Raw genomic sequence first — 16224 nt, 5'->3', positions numbered from 1 at the left:
TTAACCAATTTGTTATACACCCTTCAAAAACCGCTTTGACCAGGCGATTTTACACTTTTAAAGAATGGCTGCTAGAGTATCTACTCGTTGCACAGAGAGCCACACGGCAGGAAGTCAACAATGCGCCATTAGCTCAATTGGCAGAGCAACTGACTCTTAATCAGTGGGTTCGGGGTTCGATTCCCTGATGGCGCACAATACGAATCTCGAGGCGTTGTTCTTAGAACGGCACCTCGAGATTTTTCTTTTTATGAGCCAGTCCTTGTCACCGCGCCGCACATGACTTATGTGCTCACGGCGCCAAGAAACCAGATGCCTGATGGCTCACCACTAAAACTAATAAAAATAGGCCGGGCGATTACCCGGCCTTGTGCTATCTCACCCGCAACGGGGCAATGAGTGGAGCGCCGCCATGCTGGACGACGTCCGCCTCTACCCCATACACGCCTTCCACGAGCTCCCCCGTGAGAACGTCCGCAGGGCTACCTTGAGCACGAATATGACCCTTTTTAAGCACCACCAGCTGGTCACACATGCGCGCGGCCAGGTTGATGTCATGGATGGCCACAAGTCCCAGGCTGCCATCGCGCTGCGCTTTGGCACGGACCTCATCCAAGACAAAGATCTGGTGATGGAGGTCGAGGGCGGACGTGGGTTCGTCGAGAAGCATGAGGCCTGGATTGCCCACCAGCATCTGTGCCACCGCCACAAGCTGACGCTGGCCACCAGAGAGCTCATTGAGGTAGCGCGAAGCAATCGCGTCCAGCCCCAAGGAGTGCAGCACCTCACCCGTGCGTGTAATCGGGTCTTCGCAGGCCTCTCGGCGCGCGGAAATCAGCACGGCTTCAAAGGCCCGCAGCGCGGCCGTGCTCGTAAGGTCCTGTGGCACGTAGCCGATAAGCTGGCGGCGTCGCTTGCCGCGCGGGGCCGTGCCATCGACGCGGAAATCCACGTCTCCGTCGCAACCGCGGTGCACGCCGGCCAGGGACTTAATGAGCGTGGTCTTGCCGGAGGCATTCGGCCCCAACAATCCCACCAGCTGCCCGCCGTGGAGTTTTTCCACATCCACAGACTCCAGCACGCGGTGCTTGCCATAGGCCGCACTCAGCCCGGAAATAGTCAGTTCTACGTCCACAGGGCCCTCCTTCGGGTCATAACGATGGCAATGAAGAATGGCACGCCCAGAAGCGAAGTAACAATGCCAATAGGAATAGCCAGGCCCGGCTTAATCATCAGACTCACCGCATGCGCGGCACACATCACGGCCGCGCCCGCCGCCATGGAGGCCGGCAAGAAGTAGCGCTGGTCCTCGCCCACCAGCATGCGGGCGATGTGCGGGCCCACCAAGCCAATGAAGCCGATGATGCCTGCGAAGGCCACGGTGGTCGCCGCAACGAGCGAAACTACGATGAGCACTACAACGCGCAGACGGGAGGTATTGATTCCCATGGCGGTAGCGCGGGCGTCGCCAAGCCGCAAGGCAGTAAGGCGCCAGCCCAGCGCCCATAGGATGGGCAGGGCGATAATCAGCACGGCGGCCAGTACGCCGTTGGCCGCCCAATTGGCGCGGGTAAGTGAGCCCATGGACCAAAAGACGATCTGTTGCAGCGCTTCGGCCGAGGACTGGTACTGGATGAGCGCCAGCATGGCTTGGAAGAAGAACACCAAGCCGATGCCCAACAGCACCATGGTCTCCGCCTTCGCGCCGCGGATAACGGCCGCGATAACAATAATGGCCGTAGCCACCGCGGCAGCAAGCCACGCCATCAGCGCCAGGTTGAACTGCGGCTGCGCAATCAGCTGCCACTTGAGCACGATGGAGGTGGCGCCGCCAAACGCAGCGGCCGCAGAAATGCCGAGGGTAAAAGGCTCAGCCAGCGGGTTATTGAGGATGGTCTGCATCTCCGCGCCAGCCAAAGACAGGGCCGTGCCGATGAGCACGGCCATCACGGCCATGGGCAGGCGCAGCTGCCACAGCACCGTGCGCGTCTGGTCATCCAGCCCCGCGGGATTCACGATGCCCTTCATGACCTCGGCCGGGCTGATATCAATCGCGCCCACAAAGTTGCTGATAATAAAGGCCACGGCCGCAATCAGCGTCAGGCCCGCAACGATGCCGATGCGTTGCCAGGTTAACTTCTTATGTTGCCGCGCGAGGGCGGCTACCTCTGCGCCCTGCATTAGTTGGTGCTAAAGAAGGTTCCCTCGCCGGAGACCGGCGAGTACTTTTCTTGCGCATCCATCCACTGCTTGGCGACGTCCATATCGGCATACGCCTCCGGGTCGATCCACTCCGCCACCTGCAGCAGTGCCAGGTAGTTAAACGGCGAATCATAGAACTGGTGCCACATGCTGTGCAGGTGGTGCTCCTTAACCGCACGCAGCTTATCGAAGCCAGCCTGCTTCTCCGGCAGCTTCGCGATGCTGCCCTTGGCTTCCTTTTCATCAATGCCGTAGCCCACTGCAGCGTATCCGACAGGGTGGCCTTCATCGTCCTTCATCTCGGACCAATCGCCACCGGTGGCGATGATCATATCCGGGTCAGATTCCAGGACCTTTTCCGGGGTGATTGTGCCGGACTCGCCCGGAATGACTTTATCGCCGATATTCTCGCCGCCGGCCGCGTTGACCAGCTGGGAGATATTGGAATCGTTCCACGAACCGCAGCAATCGGAGACACCCGCTGCTCTCCAAACGAAGGTCTTTGGTTTATCTTTTACCTTCTCTGCGCGGTCTTCAACCAGATCCACCGTCTCTTGCCAGTCCGCGTTGAATTCCTCAGCGCGCTCCTCTTGGCCGAAGATCTCGCCGAAGATGTCCATGGTCTTAGGCGTATTCTCCAGCGGGTCGCGGCGGAAGTCGGTCACCGCGTACTTCAGGCCGGCCTGCTCCATCTTGTCGGTCAGTCCCGCTTCACGGGAAGCATCGTATTGATCCAGCGAGAGCACAATGAGGTCCGGGTCTAGGCTCACGAGTTTTTCCACGGTCACATCGCCCTTGGCAAAGCCGCCAATCTCTGGAACCTCGTTTACGGACGGCAGTTCCTTTTCCAGCGCCTTGTAGTAATCCGGCACGTTCTGCTTGAGATCTGTACCGATGCCAACGACCTTGTCCAGTGGATTATCGGGGTCGAGTACACCGGTGGCAAAAATCGATCGACCCTCCCCCAAAATCACGCGATCGGGAGCCTTATCCAGTTCCACGTCACGGCCGGTGATATCAGTAAAAGAGAAGGCAGCATCGTCGTTTGCTCCGCCGGTTACTTCCTCGGCCGCACCGCAGCCGACCAGCGCCATTGCCGACGCCGCCACAACCGCCATCACCTTAAGGGGAGTATGAGCCATTTTTAGTCCTTGGTCGTTGGATGCCCTCGCAGCAGCCGCGATGGGCCTTACATAGGACATCCTAACCCGACTAAGTAAGGTAACCCAAACCTAAACGGGTTCGCCGTTGATCGTGTAGTCTTCCGGCTCTCCCTTGGGCACCTCAGTTCCGTCCGCCATGGTGCGGTTTTCCAACTCTCCATCCGGATCCACAATCGCAATATCGAAGCCGGACTCGCGAATTCGGCGCAGCCCCTCTTTCAGCATGCGCCGGCCCATGCGGTTCGTACCGGTGATATGCGATAGCTCGAGCACCACCGTGCCTTCGCCAAAATCCGACTCCATCAGCTCGTACAAGATGGTCTCGGCCGCGTTGAAGTTAATCAGGCCCTGCAGATAGATGACGGTCAGCTCGGCATCCTGCTCCACCTTGCGCACTGGGTTCACGCCATAGCGCTCATCCGTAGACATTAGGTGCAGGCCCATATCCTTCGACAACAACTTAAACGCATCCACCCCGCGCACCGAGTTGCCCTCCTTGTTCAGCCGCGGCGAGAACGTCGCCACACCCAGCTGGCCAGGCAGAGTACCCAAGAGGCCACCTGAAACACCCGACTTCGCCGGGATTCCCACCTCGGCCATCCACCGGCCGGCGCCGTCGTACATGCCGGCCGAGCTCATCACCGACAGCGTCAATCGGCACACGTCCGCATCCAAAATCTTGTCTCCCGTTACCGGCTGCACCCCACCATTGGCCAAGGTTGCCGACATCACTGCCAAGTCCCGCACCGTCACCACAATCGAGCACTGCTCGATATACGTCGAGACCGCATCGTGCGCTTCGTCCTGGATGATGTCGTAATTGCGCAGCATGTGCGCTAGCGAAAGGTTGCGTTCGCTGACATCGAGCTCGGAGGAGCGCATGGCGTCGTCGATAAGCAAGTCGCGGCCTGCCAACCGGGAGAAATAGGTGCGCAGTCGCTCCACGCGCGCGGCCGGCTCCGAATCCACGCCATTAATCAACTGCGTGACCGCAATCGCGCCCGCATTGATCATGGGGTTGACCGGCCGGTGGTCATCACGGTTGAGCGAAAGCTCATTGAAAGCCTCCCCCGAAGGCTCCATGCCCACTATCTCACGCACCGCGGAAAGGCCGAGCTCCTGCAGCGCCAGTGCGTAAACAAACGGTTTAGACAGGGATTGCAGGGTAAATTCCACCTCATCATCGCCCGCAGAATATACGTGGCCGGTGGTGGTGCACATCGCGGCGCCGAGGTACTCGGGCTCCGCCTTAGCCAACTCCGGAATATAATCCGCCACGGTGCCGTCGCGATTATCGCGCACTTTATTGAGGATTTCCTGCAAATAAAAAGGGATTGGTGTCTTCATCCCAACCCAGCCTACGAAAAAAGTCCCCGCGGTGTGCGGGGACTTCCTTAATTAGTAATTAGTGGCGCTCGGACAGCAGGCGCTGCAGCTCCTTCAAGTCGCTCTTGCGGCGGCGAGAGCGGAAGACTGAGAAAGCAATTAGTCCAACCACAGCGGCGCCGACGCCGCCAAGGGCCATCTGCACGTTGCGGTCCTGCAGCTTATCGGTAGCCGCGGTCTTGGCCTCGTTGGCAAAGTTCTGCGGCTTGCTGCGCTGCGCAAGCTCGTCCAGGGTGCCGGCCAGCTGGCGGCGAGTGCGCTCGATATCGCGTTGAATGTCTTCAATATTGCGTGCCACGAAGTTCTCCTCTTAACTTAGGTTCGCTCTTAACGGGCTCATTCTACCCCGCCGGTGCAAAAGCGTGCAGCCCGGCCGGTAAGTATGGTGGGAACCATGACTGAAAACCGATTGAACGTTGGAGATACCGCCCCTGCCTTTGCGCTTGCCGACGACGCCGGAAACACCGTTTCCCTCGCCGATTACGCAGGCCAACGCGTACTCGTCTATTTCTACCCCCGCGCCAATACCCCGGGCTGCACCAAGGAGGCCTGCGATTTCCGTGATTCCTTGGAGCAGCTCAATGATCTCAATATTGCCGTCGTAGGCATCTCGCCCGATAAGCCAGAGGCGCTGGCAAAATTCCGCGCGGACCATGAGCTGAACTTCCCGCTCCTGTCGGATCCGGATAAGTCCGTCATGACCGCCTACGGCGCGTTTGGGGAAAAGAAGAATTACGGCAAGGTTGTCCAGGGCGTTATCCGCTCCACCTTCTTGGTCGAGCCGGACGGCACCATCGGCCAGACGCACTACAATGTCAAGGCCACCGGCCACGTCGCCCGCGTGATGAAGGGCCTAAACTAGCGCGGCGTCGTCCAGCGCAGTGACGAACGCATTGACCGGGCCGGTCTCCTTATCCACAGCCTGGCCGTACGGTGCAATTGCGCAACTGCGCGCGATCCGGGGGCCTTTCTAGCACGGTGGTAGCGATCTAAAGCGCGCTCGTTTCGCGCCTTTGTGCCACTTCCGCCCACCGCAGGCAGTTGACACTTAAACAAGCTATCCACAGCTGCGGCCGTCTACGACTCGGTTCTACTGCCGGTCCTGTTTAGAGTTGCGGCCATGAGCGCACTGAAGGCTTATGCCTCCCACATAGCCTCGGCGATGGATATCCTCGCCGAGGCCCGCGGCCTGTCTGAGCGCGCCCTCATCGAGCTGGGTCTACCAGATGTAGAAGCTCGCAACCTCCGCGCGCTTGCCGCAGTTTATTACGGCCCAACCCGCTTCAGCCGGAAGCAACGCCACGCCACCACGGCCGCTCGCCACCATGACCTCATAACGCTCAAGCTGATTGAAAAATATGTCTCCCGCGTGCGCACACAGCGCGATGCGTGGAACTTGCGGGTAGAGCTGTGCCGCCTGCGAGGCCCCGCCTCTGAAATCGCCCGCCGCGCCAAGCAACGCCTGCGCGACCTCCGCCCGCGCCGCACGCCGCCCCGCGAAGGGGTCCAGCTCCTTCGCCGCCCGAATGGCCCCTGGACCATGCGGATTACCGCCCCCTCGGCCTTCCTCGCGGAGTTTGACGCCGCGCTCGACCCCGCGCGCCCACTCGATTCCCTGCGCGATCTCCTTCGCGGCACGGGTGCGCCTTCGGCGCGCACCACAACCAACGTCATCATCCCGCTCAACGCGCTGGACCGCATCTTGGACGGCGACGGTGAAGAAGTCACCCTGCGGCTGACTAATGGCGCCACGATTACCGGCGCCGAGTTGGTCGAGCGCACCTTCACCGAGCACGGACTAGCCACCCTTATCCATCCCGTTAAAGGCCCCGTCAACCTGTATCGCACCTCGCGCTACGCCACCGAGAAACAGCGGCAGATGGCCGCGGCCGAAAACCCTACCTGCCCGTGGCCGCCGTGCAACCACCCTGCGGACAAGGCCCAGATCCATCACCTGAAGGCTTGGAAGCACGGAGGACTGACCAATATGGACAACCTCACGGTGTGCTGCCCGTATCACAACGGGGTCAACCAAGATGATCCGAATGCCCCGCCGCTGCGTGGGCGCCTTGCCCGAGTCAATGGCAAGGTTCGTTGGGTCCGCTAGCGCTGCCTCTGCGAGGTAGCGCTACTCGGCGTGCTCGACAAAGTCCGCGTAGACTTCCGCGGCTACCCGAGCGAATTCGGCCGGTGCCATGCGCGCCATGCCCTCCGGCAGGCTGCCCCAAAACGTACAGCCTGTCACCTCCGGCATCTCCTCCAGGTTCAGGCGCGTAGCCAAGTCCGGATCGGCCGGCAGCGAGCCGCCAACTAGCCCGAGCACCTCAATTCCACGGCGTTGTGCCTCGCGCACGGTCAGCTCGGCCGCGTTGAGGCTTCCTAGGTTAAGGGAGGTGACGATGAGGAGCTTATCGGCGACGTCGGCAAGCGTATAGGCGTCCGTTAAACGCACGAGGAGCCCGCCGGCGCCTTCCACGAGCACCACACGGCCGGGTGCGTCAAGGGCGGCAATCCATTCTTTAAGTTCCTGCAGGCTGGGTTGGCCCATGCCGGCCCGGCGCGCAGAAAGATTCGGCGCCAGCGGCTCCGGAAAGCGCACCATCTCTGCTATCTCCACCCCCGCAAGCTTGCCGACAGTCGCCGCATCCCCCTTGCCTTCCGGCTCTCCCGTCTGCAGTGGCTTAGCGTAGACCACCTCGCGGCCGCGCTGCTTGAACGCGCTGGCGAGCGCGGCCGTGGCCACAGTCTTACCGACGTCAGTATTCGTCCCCGTCACGTAAATTATCACTGTCGTCCTCCTGCCACCGCAGCGCGCACGCCGCGGCACATTTGCGCTATTTCATCTGCGGTGCTGATAAACGGCGGCATGATATAAATCAACCGGCCGAACGGACGTAACCACACACCTTGGGCTACGGCTGCGGCCGTCGCTGCGGACATATTTACATCGCATTCCATTTCCACCACACCTATGGCGCCAAGTACGCGCACGTCGGCTACCCCAGGTTCCTCGGACAGGCCCTCAAACCCTCGTTGCAGCTGCTTTTCGATGCCGGCTACCTGCTCACGCCAATTGCCCTCCAAAATGAGCGCAGTTGCCTCGGCCGAAACGGCACAAGCGAGTGGATTAGCCATAAATGTTGGTCCGTGCATTAGCGCGCGCGGACGCATCCCCACGGCCACCTTCGCGGTGGCGAGCGTGGCAGCCATGGTCATAAAACCGCCGGTCATCGCCTTGCCAACGCACATGATATCTGGCACAACGCCAGCGGCTTGGGTGGCAAAAAGTTCGCCGGTTCGCCCGAACCCGGTGGCGATTTCGTCCGCGATCAGCACGATACCGTGGCGGTCGCAGATTTCTCGGGCCCCGCGGACCAGCTCGTGGTCGTGAAAGCGCATGCCACCCGCACCTTGGACTACAGGTTCAATAATTAGCCCCGCAACTTCTTCCGTGATGCACGCTTCCAGCTCGCGCAGATAGTTCGCGCGCTCGGCCGGGCTAGCCCCGCGAGTGGGCGGCGCCGGGGCGAAAATCTGCTGAGCTAAGGTACCGGTCCACATCGAGTGCATGCCGCCTTCGGGATCGCACACACTCATCGCCGCGAAGGTATCGCCGTGATACCCCGATCGCCATGTCAGCATCTTGGTGCGCTCTGGGTGCCCTGCGCCACGGGCATACTGCAGTGCCATTTTGATGGCTACTTCTACCGATACAGATCCGGAATCGGAATAAAAGACCTGCTCAAAATCACCACGCGTTAATTCCATGAGGTTACGAGTAAGCCGCGCAGCCGGTTCGTGGGTGAGTCCGCCGAACATGACGTGGCTCACCCTCTCGATTTGTTCGTTCGCTGCCGCCTTGAGCCGTGGGTGACTGTGGCCGTGGGCGGCGGCCCACCAGGAAGACATGGCGTCGATAAGCGTGGTGCCATCCGCGAGTGTTAAATAAACGCCGGCGGCCGAGTCCACCACAAGCGTGGGCTCGCCTGGCTCGGCGTAGGGATGCCAAATGTGGCGTGCGTCGAGAGCGGCAATGTCCTCCGCTGAAATATCCATGATTTTAGGTTTATCACAGACTTTCGGCCGTTATAGTGCTTTTATGACAATTATTAAACATCGTTCAATTCGGCGTTTACCGGTGGCTTTGCCAGCAATCGCCGGAATTGAAATGTGGGAGCGCTTTAGCTTCTACGGCATGCAGGCCATCCTCGCCTACTATCTCTATTCCACCTCCGGCGGACTCGGCATGGACCAGGCGCAGGCCACGGCGCTCGTCGGTGCCTACGGCAGTCTGCTCTACCTGTGCACGTTCGTTGGCGGGTGGGTCAGCGACCGGCTCCTAGGTGCCGAACGCACGTTGCTTACCGGCGCGAGTCTGCTCATGTGCGGGCACCTTTCGCTGTCCTTGGTGCCTGGTATGGCGGGCCTCGTGGCCGGACTGTTGCCGCTTGCGCTGGGTTCAGGGCTGCTTAAAACGGCGGCAATTACCATTCTGGGCGCGGCTTTTCCTCCCACAGCCGGCGCACGGGATGGGGCTTTTCAAATCTTTTACCTGGGGATAAATATCGGCGCTTTACTCGGACCGATGCTCACGGGCTGGCTGGCACAAAAGCACGGCTACCATGCCGGTTTCCTCGCAGCCGCAGGCCTCATGTGCTGCGGGTGTGTCTTCTACGGGTTATTGCGCCAGCGGGTAGTCACGGAGTTCGATACCCGGCCTCCCAACCCTACTGCCGCGCCAGGCAAGGCCGCGGCGGTAGCTGTGGTGGCTGTAGTGGGCAGCGTCGCGGTCGCGGTGACGGTCCCACCAGACAAGCTCGCCATGCTTTTGCTCTTTGCGACGATCGCGGCCGCCCTCGCTCTCTTCGCCAGCATGCTGCGATCCCCGCGGGTCAGCGTGCCGGAGCGGAAGCAGGTTCTGGCGTATATCCCGCTCTTTTTCTGCTCGACGGCCTACTGGACTCTCCAGCCGCAGATTTACGGGGTGCTAGCCGTGTACTCGGATCAACGTGTAGACCGCATGGTCGGCGGGTTTGAGATTCCGGCGGCATGGACGCAATCGCTCAATCCACTGTTCATCCTGGCATTGTCCCTACCGCTGGCGGCGAGCATGTCTCGGTGGGCATGCTCGCGGCGTGTGCTGATGGCCGTAGGCATCATGGTGGCAGGTTCCGGAATGTTTGTGCTGTTGCCATTCGTCGGGGGCGGAGAAAATTCAACGCCATTTGTGGTGTTGGCCGTGACCATCTTGTTGATGTCGCTCGGCGAGCTATTTATCGGGCCGGTGGGTATGGCGGCATCGGCCGCGCACGCGCCGCGAGCGTACGCGACGCGCTTTTCCGCGCTGTATTTCCTCACCATGGCCATTGGAACCTCGCTAGCGGGAACGCTGTCGACGCTGTATGACCCTTCCTCGGCGGGTGCGGAGCGGACCTACTTACTTGTTGTCGGAATTGTCCCCGTCGCGCTGGGACTCATGCTCTTGGTCGGCAGAAAGGGCGTCGTGAACGAGGCTTCGGGCAGCGTTTAAGGCATCGACTTGTGAGGCAGCCTTGGTCTCGGCGGGGAAAATCTGACACTCGTGGTCGGGTACAACTTCTGCGCGGCGGGTAATACCGCGCTGGGCGGTATAGGCGTCAAAGAGGTTATCGATGCTCAGGGCTAGTCCTCGTTTTTGAGTTGGTCGCGCAGCTGCTGGAAGTACTCGCGGGCAGCCTGGGGCTGCGCGGTGGAGTGCTGGCCCTGCTGCGCCTGTTGCTCACCGCGATTTTGCTCGGAGCGCTCCTGCTCAGCACGCTGGGAGGCAGCGATGGCTTCGCGCTTGGCACGCTCTGCCTGACGCTTGGACTCGCGCTCGATTTCCTCGGCGCGGGATGGCTTGTGCGGCTGCGGGCGGCGGTGCTGAGGCGCCCCCTCGGCGGAGTCGAGGGCGCGGTTGGCCATGAGCACGTCGCGCATGCCGCTGAAGAGGTCACCCATGCCCTGCGGGTTGGAGGGCATGTACAGCACAGAGGCCTGGCCGTTGTGGGAGACATCGACCATCGCGTCAAGGTATTGAGAGACCAGCATGAGCGCCTCGGGGGATTCTTCCACGCCGGCGTCGCGAAGCATTTCGTATTGCTGGGCAATGCCCTCGACGATTTCCTTGCGCTGGTCCGCAACGCCGCGTCCCTGCAGCTTCTTTGCTTCGGCGGCACCCTCGGCCTCTTTGACCACGCGGATCTTCTCGGCCTCTGCTTGGGCGACGGCCGCTTCGCGCTCACGCTGCGCCGCGTTAATGGAGTTCATGGACTCGCGCACGCGGGAATCGGGGCGGATATCGGTAACCAGGGTGTTGACAAAGTTCCAGCCGTACTCGGCCATATTATCGCGCAGGGAAGCCGCAACATTGCGAGCAATGGTGTCCTTGGAGGAGAAGGAATCATCCAAGTCCATATTCGCCACGGAGGAACGAACATTATCCTGCACGTAGGCCACAATCTGCTGTTCGTGGTTGGAGAGCATGTAATATGCCTCGCGCTCTCGGCCTTCAACTACCTCGTATTGCACGGCCACAGGGATCTGGACGAAGACATTGTCCTTGGTCTTGGTCTCCACCATCACATCCAGCTGGCGCACCTGCAGCGAAATTTTATCGCGTACGCGGTCTACCCACGGCATCTTGAAGTGCAGGCCAGCATGCGCCACCTTTTGGAATTTACCCAAGCGCTCCAAGATGGCAGCTTCGCGAGTGCGAACGATGAAATAGCCATCAAAGAGGGTTCCCAAGATAAGCAACAGGATGAGGACTATAACTATGGTGGCGATCAAAATATCTCCCTAAATGTCGTGACAATCACCAATATTTTCGCATAGCAAATAGCGAAACGCTAGTGATCGTCGATAAGCGCAAAAAGCCTGCCCAGGATGGTCGCACCGTCTTCGCGAATGCCGTTGTGCTGGAACTCGTTGCTAATCCACGGCCGCAGGTCCCCCAGGTGGGCGGCGGTAGCCAAGGATTCTTCGAGCGGAACGAAAATATCATCGACATACATGGCCGCGGCCGTGGTCGGCACCTCACCGAGCGCATAGGGCGGGGAGAATTCGTGGCGGGCGAGGCCATGGGCGGCGTCGGCAAACGCGTGCAAGGCCGGGTCCTCGTCGAACTGCCAGGGGAAGATGTGCTCGCCGGTCAACCACGTGCCAGACTCCGCAAACTCCGGGAATTCCTCGCGCACGCGGTGCGCCGCCCAATTAGTAGCGGCCTGGCCCCCGGCGCCACCATAGATGGATTCATGGATGGCGGCATAGAGTGGGCCGTCTGCAAAGCTCACGCGCTGGCCGACGTCCACCAAGAAATCGCCGCGCAGCCGCTTCTCCCCTGCCACGGTGCGGAAAGGCTCTTCCAGCAGATAAGCCAGCGAATCAAAACCGGTGCCGCGGCCGAGCTCAATACCGATGGTGCGAAACCGCAGCGAGGACAGACGCTCTCCGGTGGGAAGGCGCTCATCCGAATTGTCCAAGTGGGAGATGATCTCCTCAATGCTGTCCTGGGCCCACGGGAATTCGCGGTAGAAACGCTGCTGGCGGGCCTTGAGCTTGCTAAAAGTGGCGCGGTAGAGATCGTCTGCCCCCTTCAGCGTGGGGATGCCGCCGGTGAAAAATGCATGCTCAATGTGCTCGGGCGCCTGGGATAGGTAGGCGGTAATGCAGAAGCCACCGAAAGATTGGCCAAAAAGTGACCACTTCTCCAGGCCGAGGTGCTCGCGCAAACGCTCGGCGTCGCGGACGATATTATCTTGGCGCAGCAACGCCAAGTGCGCTGCGGTGCGCTCCGCGGCCGGGCTCAATGCATCGATGCGGTGCGATCGGCCGGTGCCGCGCTGGTCCATGAGGATCACGCGGTACCGCTCCAGTGCCTTGCCAATAAGCCCCGTGGGTGTCAGCGGCCGGGGTGCTGGGAAACCAGGCCCGCCCTGGAGGTAAAGCAACGCGGGCAGGCCCTCTCCGCCGGGCGGGATGATTTCGCGGGCATAAAGCCCAAAAGTCCCGTGGGGATTGGAATAATCCCACGGGACTTCTAGGTGGTGCTCTTTAATTGTGTGGCCAAAGCGGCGGTAGTCGGTCATGCCCTCCCAGGCTAGTAGACTTCCAAGCCCTTCGAGCGGAAGACGTCGCGGATTTTCTCCACGTCCTCCGGCTTTGGCGGCTTCGTGTCTGCCAACTGGTAGGTCATATCTAGGCCTTCCCACTTGTCCTTGCCCATATTGTGGAAGGGCAAGACCTCGACGCGTTCGACGTTAGATTTCCATCGAGCCACGATATTGGCCACATTTTCCACGTTCTCTGGCGAGTCCGTGAGGTCAGGCACCACTACGAAGCGGATCCATACCGGCTTACCTATCTTGTTCAACCTGTCGCCGAAATCCAGTGTTGGCTGGAGCTGGCGTTGGGTGACCTTGCGGTAAGTTTCCTCGTCGCCCGACTTGACGTCGAGAAGCACGAGGTCGATATTGTCTAGGTCCTCGTCGCGCAAGCGCGCGCCCAAGTACCCAGCCGTATCGATGGTGGTGTGAATACCCGCATCGTGGACTTCCTTAAGCACGCGGCGCGTGAAGGAAATCTGGAAGAGGGGTTCGCCACCGGAGATGGTCAGACCGCCACCGGAAGCTTGGAAGATGGGCTTATAACGCTTGATGCGCTTGACCACATCCTCGACCCGCTCCAGTGTGCCGGTCTTCATCTCCCAGGTGTCTGGATTATGGCAGTACTGGCAGCGCAGTGGGCATCCGGACATGAACATCGTCATGCGGGTTCCCGGGCCATCGACGGCGGTCACGAGCTCCCAAGAGTGCACGAGGGCGATATCGCCGGTACGGCGCGCCTCCATGAGCTCCGGGCGGGTAATGTCATCGAGTTGTGCATTATCTCCCAGGCCCGCAGCTACGCCGCGGACACGCTCTCCTTCTTCCGGAGAGAGGGTGACAACACCAGTAACGCCATCAGCCATGATTAAGAACCCTGGTGGAAGGTGCGGGAGATAACGTCGAGCTGCTGCTCCTTGGTCAGCTTGACAAAGTTAACAGCGTAGCCAGAGACGCGAACGGTGAGGTTCGGGTACTTCTCTGGGTGCTCAACGGCGTCCTCGAGGGTGGACTTGTCCAGCACGTTGATGTTGGCGTGGTACAGACCAGAGTTCATCTGGTGTGCATCGCGGTTTGCCTTCATTGCTGACATGCGGTCTTCGAAAGTTGGGGTTGCCATGATTTTCTCCTTTTCGAGATGGTTGAGGGTTGAGTGGTTTTTACTTCTCCATGATGAAGCCGGCATCCAGAACGCCCACCAAGTTATTGATGCGCTCTTCTGGGGTGCGGCCCAATCCGGAAGGAGTAATGGTGTTGGTCAGCGAGATGCCGTCCAAGGCGTCCTTGTAATCCAGCTTGCCAACGGACAGCATGGAAGCAACCATGCCGTGGCTGTCGGCACCGTTTTCAGGGTTTGCGCCTGGGGAGAACGGCGTGCCGGCCTTGTGGCCCGACGGGAAGGCGCCTGTTGCCTTGCCGTAGACCACGTTCGAGGTAATGGTCAGCACGGACTGGGTTGGGATGGCGTTGCGGTACATCGGGATGGCCTTAATCTTTTCCATCACGGTGTGGACGATGGTTGCGGCGATGTCATCGGCGCGGTCATCATCGTTGCCATAGAACGGGAACTCGCCCTCGGTGACGTAGTCCGTAATCAGGCCGGTCTCGTCACGGACCGGGGTGACCTTGGCGTACTTGATAGCAGCCAGGGAGTCGGCGACGATGGACAGGCCGGCGATGCCGCAGCCCATGGAGCGTACGATATTGGAATCGTGCAGCGCCATCTCGACTGCCTCGTAGGCGTACTTGTCGTGAGAGTAGTGGATGATGTTGAGGGCCTCAACATAGGTGCCAACAACCCAGTCCAGCATCTCTTCGTACTTCTGCCAAACTTCATCGAAGTCCAGCGGGCCATCGCCCTTGATGGGCTCGTAGCCTTCTACGACCTGCTTGCCGGTTACCTCATCGCGGCCACCGTTGATGGCGTAAAGCAGAGCCTTAGCGGCGTTCACACGAGCGCCGAAGAACTGCATCTGCTTGCCCACTTCCATCGGGGAAACACAGCAGGCAATTGCGGCGTCGTCGCCCCACTGCTCACGAATCTGGCGGTCAGACTCGTACTGGATGGAGGAGGTCTCAATCGAGATGTGGGCACAGAATTCCTTGTAGCCCTCTGGCAGCTTTGGATCCCAGAAAATGGTGATATTTGGCTCTGGTGAGGGGCCAAGGTTTACCAGGGTCTGCAGCAGACGGAAGGAGGTCTTGGTGACCATGTGGCGGCCGTCGTTGCCGAAGCCAGCATCAGACCAGGTTGCCCAGTACGGGTCGCCGGAGAAGATCTGGTCATAGTCGATGGTGCGCAGGAAGCGGACGATGCGCAGCTTGAGAACCAGGGAGTCGATGATTTCCTGGGCGTCTTCCTCGGTGATGATGCCAGCGGCGAGGTCGCGCTCGAAGTAGCAATCGAAGAAGGCGGACAGGCGGCCAATGGACATTGCGGCGCCATCCTGGGACTTAATGGATGCCAGGTAGCCGAAGTAGGTCCACTGTACTGCCTCGTGAGCGGTCTTAGCCGGCTTGGAGATGTCGAAGCCGTAGGACTCAGCCATCTTCTTGAGCTTCTTCAGGGCCTTGATCTGCTCGGAGTGCTCCTCGCGGAAGCGTGCCCAGTGCTCAGAGAAGCCAGCGTCTGCGACAGAATCGCGGGAAGCCTGCTTTTCCTCGATCAGGTAGTCCACACCGTAGAGAGCCACGCGGCGGTAGTCACCGATGATGCGGCCACGGCCATAAGCATCCGGCAGGCCGGTGATGATGTGTGATGAACGAGCAGCACGGATGCGCGGGGTGTAGATATCGAAGACCGCATCGTTGTGGGTCTTGCGGTAACGGGTGAAGATCTTCTCCACCTCAGGGTCGACTTCCTTGCCTGCTTCGCCGATGGCCTGCTTGACCATGCGCCAGCCACCGAACGGCATCATGGCGCGCTTCAGCGGGGTATCGGTCTGCAGACCGACGATGACGTCGTCGTCCTCTGAGATGTAGCCGGCCGGGAAAGCGTCAATGTCGGTCGGGGTGTGGGTGTCAACATCGTAGACGCGCTTTTCGCGCTCGACGGACAGGTAGTTCTTCTCCAGGGTCTCCCAGACGCGCTTGGTCTTTTCGGTCGGGCCCGCCAGGAAGCTGGAATCGCCGTCGTACGGCGTGTAGTTACGCTGAATGAAGTCGCGGACGTTGATGCCCTCGGTCCATGGACCGGACTCAAATCCCTTCCACGCTTCAAACTGTTGAGGCTGCGTTGCGGTAGTCATAATTCCCTTCTTTCGGGCGAATTTCTATCAGGGGTAAATGCCGCTTTTTCGAGCCACAGCACCAAGCCCCTCTGGCCTCAATTGTTGACTACATCAGCGGTA

15 protein-coding genes and 1 tRNA gene are annotated in these 16224 nt (G+C 60.2%); 4 read left to right on the top strand and 12 right to left on the bottom strand.

What is annotated here, in order from left to right; all coding sequences use genetic code 11:
• Positions 1–122: 122 nt before the first annotated feature.
• Positions 123–195, top strand: a tRNA-Lys gene (locus MHK05_RS03910).
• A gap of 178 nt (positions 196–373) precedes the next feature.
• On the opposite strand, the gene MHK05_RS03905 is transcribed toward MHK05_RS03910, so the two are convergent.
• The 5 genes from MHK05_RS03905 to MHK05_RS03885 all read right to left on the bottom strand — a co-directional run bounded on the left by MHK05_RS03905 (position 374) and on the right by MHK05_RS03885 (position 5049).
• Entirely contained in the window at positions 374–1135 is a 762-nt protein-coding gene (locus MHK05_RS03905; RefSeq protein WP_239204941.1) for an ABC transporter ATP-binding protein, read from the bottom strand.
• Entirely contained in the window at positions 1126–2181 is a 1056-nt protein-coding gene (locus tag MHK05_RS03900) for a FecCD family ABC transporter permease (RefSeq protein ID WP_023027896.1), read from the bottom strand. The genes MHK05_RS03905 and MHK05_RS03900 overlap by 10 nt, the downstream gene beginning before the upstream one ends.
• Positions 2181–3344, bottom strand: coding sequence for an ABC transporter substrate-binding protein (locus MHK05_RS03895; protein ID WP_239204939.1), 1164 nt, complete (start codon positions 3342–3344; stop codon positions 2181–2183). Before MHK05_RS03895 ends, MHK05_RS03900 begins: the two co-directional genes overlap by 1 nt.
• A 90-nt stretch (positions 3345–3434) precedes the next feature.
• The gene (locus tag MHK05_RS03890; protein ID WP_239204937.1) at positions 3435–4712 is read right to left on the bottom strand and encodes a glutaminase; all 1278 of its coding nucleotides are present in this window, start codon (positions 4710–4712) and stop codon (positions 3435–3437) included.
• Between the two features lie 58 nt (positions 4713–4770).
• Positions 4771–5049 (bottom strand): DUF3618 domain-containing protein, encoded by a 279-nt coding sequence (locus MHK05_RS03885; RefSeq protein ID WP_005323988.1) that lies wholly within the window; start codon positions 5047–5049, stop codon positions 4771–4773.
• Between the two features lie 96 nt (positions 5050–5145).
• On the opposite strand from MHK05_RS03885, the gene bcp reads away from it, so the two are divergent.
• Positions 5146–5613: a thioredoxin-dependent thiol peroxidase gene (gene bcp / locus MHK05_RS03880; protein WP_150851338.1), complete on the top strand. Its 468-nt coding sequence runs from the start codon at positions 5146–5148 to the stop codon at positions 5611–5613.
• Positions 5614–5871: 258 nt separating this feature from the next.
• Positions 5872–6858, top strand: coding sequence for an HNH endonuclease signature motif containing protein (locus MHK05_RS03875; protein ID WP_023020878.1), 987 nt, complete (start codon positions 5872–5874; stop codon positions 6856–6858).
• Between the two features lie 21 nt (positions 6859–6879).
• On the opposite strand, the gene bioD is transcribed toward MHK05_RS03875, so the two are convergent.
• Both bioD and bioA read right to left on the bottom strand, forming a co-directional pair.
• On the bottom strand, positions 6880–7539 hold the full coding sequence (gene bioD / locus MHK05_RS03870; protein ID WP_239204935.1) for a dethiobiotin synthase: 660 nt from the start codon (positions 7537–7539) through the stop codon (positions 6880–6882).
• On the bottom strand, positions 7536–8807 hold the full coding sequence (gene bioA / locus MHK05_RS03865; protein WP_239204933.1) for an adenosylmethionine--8-amino-7-oxononanoate transaminase: 1272 nt from the start codon (positions 8805–8807) through the stop codon (positions 7536–7538). Before bioA ends, bioD begins: the two co-directional genes overlap by 4 nt.
• Before the next feature lie 43 nt (positions 8808–8850).
• Here bioA and MHK05_RS03860 point away from each other — a divergent pair, with 43 nt between their 5' ends.
• Positions 8851–10281, top strand: a complete 1431-nt coding sequence (locus MHK05_RS03860) for a peptide MFS transporter (RefSeq protein WP_239204931.1) — start codon at positions 8851–8853, stop codon at positions 10279–10281.
• Positions 10282–10412: 131 nt separating this feature from the next.
• Here MHK05_RS03860 and MHK05_RS03855 read toward each other — a convergent pair whose 3' ends face one another.
• From MHK05_RS03855 to pflB, 5 genes are read right to left on the bottom strand one after another with little or no spacing between them, the layout of a single operon-like run.
• The gene (locus tag MHK05_RS03855; RefSeq protein WP_200288698.1) at positions 10413–11561 is read right to left on the bottom strand and encodes an SPFH domain-containing protein; all 1149 of its coding nucleotides are present in this window, start codon (positions 11559–11561) and stop codon (positions 10413–10415) included.
• Between the two features lie 59 nt (positions 11562–11620).
• On the bottom strand, positions 11621–12859 hold the full coding sequence (locus MHK05_RS03850; RefSeq protein ID WP_239204929.1) for an alpha/beta fold hydrolase: 1239 nt from the start codon (positions 12857–12859) through the stop codon (positions 11621–11623).
• A gap of 11 nt (positions 12860–12870) precedes the next feature.
• The gene (pflA, locus tag MHK05_RS03845) at positions 12871–13740 is read right to left on the bottom strand and encodes a pyruvate formate-lyase-activating protein (RefSeq protein ID WP_049360991.1); all 870 of its coding nucleotides are present in this window, start codon (positions 13738–13740) and stop codon (positions 12871–12873) included.
• 2 nt (positions 13741–13742) lie between these two features.
• Positions 13743–13994 carry an autonomous glycyl radical cofactor GrcA2 gene (gene grcA2, locus MHK05_RS11825; protein WP_005323969.1) on the bottom strand — a complete coding sequence of 84 codons (252 nt, stop codon included), beginning with the start codon at positions 13992–13994 and terminating at the stop codon, positions 13743–13745.
• A gap of 40 nt (positions 13995–14034) precedes the next feature.
• Positions 14035–16122 (bottom strand): formate C-acetyltransferase, encoded by a 2088-nt coding sequence (gene pflB / locus MHK05_RS03840; RefSeq protein ID WP_239270266.1) that lies wholly within the window; start codon positions 16120–16122, stop codon positions 14035–14037.
• Positions 16123–16224 lie beyond the last annotated feature (102 nt).

The sequence above is a fragment of the Corynebacterium nasorum genome, assembly GCF_022347325.1.
GTDB classification, from domain to species: domain Bacteria; phylum Actinomycetota; class Actinomycetes; order Mycobacteriales; family Mycobacteriaceae; genus Corynebacterium; species Corynebacterium kefirresidentii.
This window is presented reverse-complemented; position numbering and strand designations above follow the sequence as displayed.

Bases quoted from the DNA above. Each gene is read 5' to 3' on its own strand.
- MHK05_RS03900 (WP_023027896.1), bottom strand. From the start codon at position 2,181: ATGCAGGGCGCAGAGGTAGCCGCCCTCGCGCGGCAACATAAGAAGTTA.
- MHK05_RS03895 (WP_239204939.1), bottom strand. From the start codon at position 3,344: ATGGCTCATACTCCCCTTAAGGTGATGGCGGTTGTGGCGGCGTCGGCA.
- MHK05_RS03890 (WP_239204937.1), bottom strand. From the start codon at position 4,712: ATGAAGACACCAATCCCTTTTTATTTGCAGGAAATCCTCAATAAAGTG.
- bcp (WP_150851338.1), top strand. From the start codon at position 5,146: ATGACTGAAAACCGATTGAACGTTGGAGATACCGCCCCTGCCTTTGCG.
- MHK05_RS03875 (WP_023020878.1), top strand. From the start codon at position 5,872: ATGAGCGCACTGAAGGCTTATGCCTCCCACATAGCCTCGGCGATGGAT.
- bioA (WP_239204933.1), bottom strand. From the start codon at position 8,807: ATGGATATTTCAGCGGAGGACATTGCCGCTCTCGACGCACGCCACATT.
- MHK05_RS03860 (WP_239204931.1), top strand. From the start codon at position 8,851: ATGACAATTATTAAACATCGTTCAATTCGGCGTTTACCGGTGGCTTTG.
- MHK05_RS03850 (WP_239204929.1), bottom strand. From the start codon at position 12,859: ATGACCGACTACCGCCGCTTTGGCCACACAATTAAAGAGCACCACCTA.
- pflA (WP_049360991.1), bottom strand. From the start codon at position 13,740: ATGGCTGATGGCGTTACTGGTGTTGTCACCCTCTCTCCGGAAGAAGGA.
- grcA2 (WP_005323969.1), bottom strand. From the start codon at position 13,994: ATGGCAACCCCAACTTTCGAAGACCGCATGTCAGCAATGAAGGCAAAC.
- pflB (WP_239270266.1), bottom strand. From the start codon at position 16,122: ATGACTACCGCAACGCAGCCTCAACAGTTTGAAGCGTGGAAGGGATTT.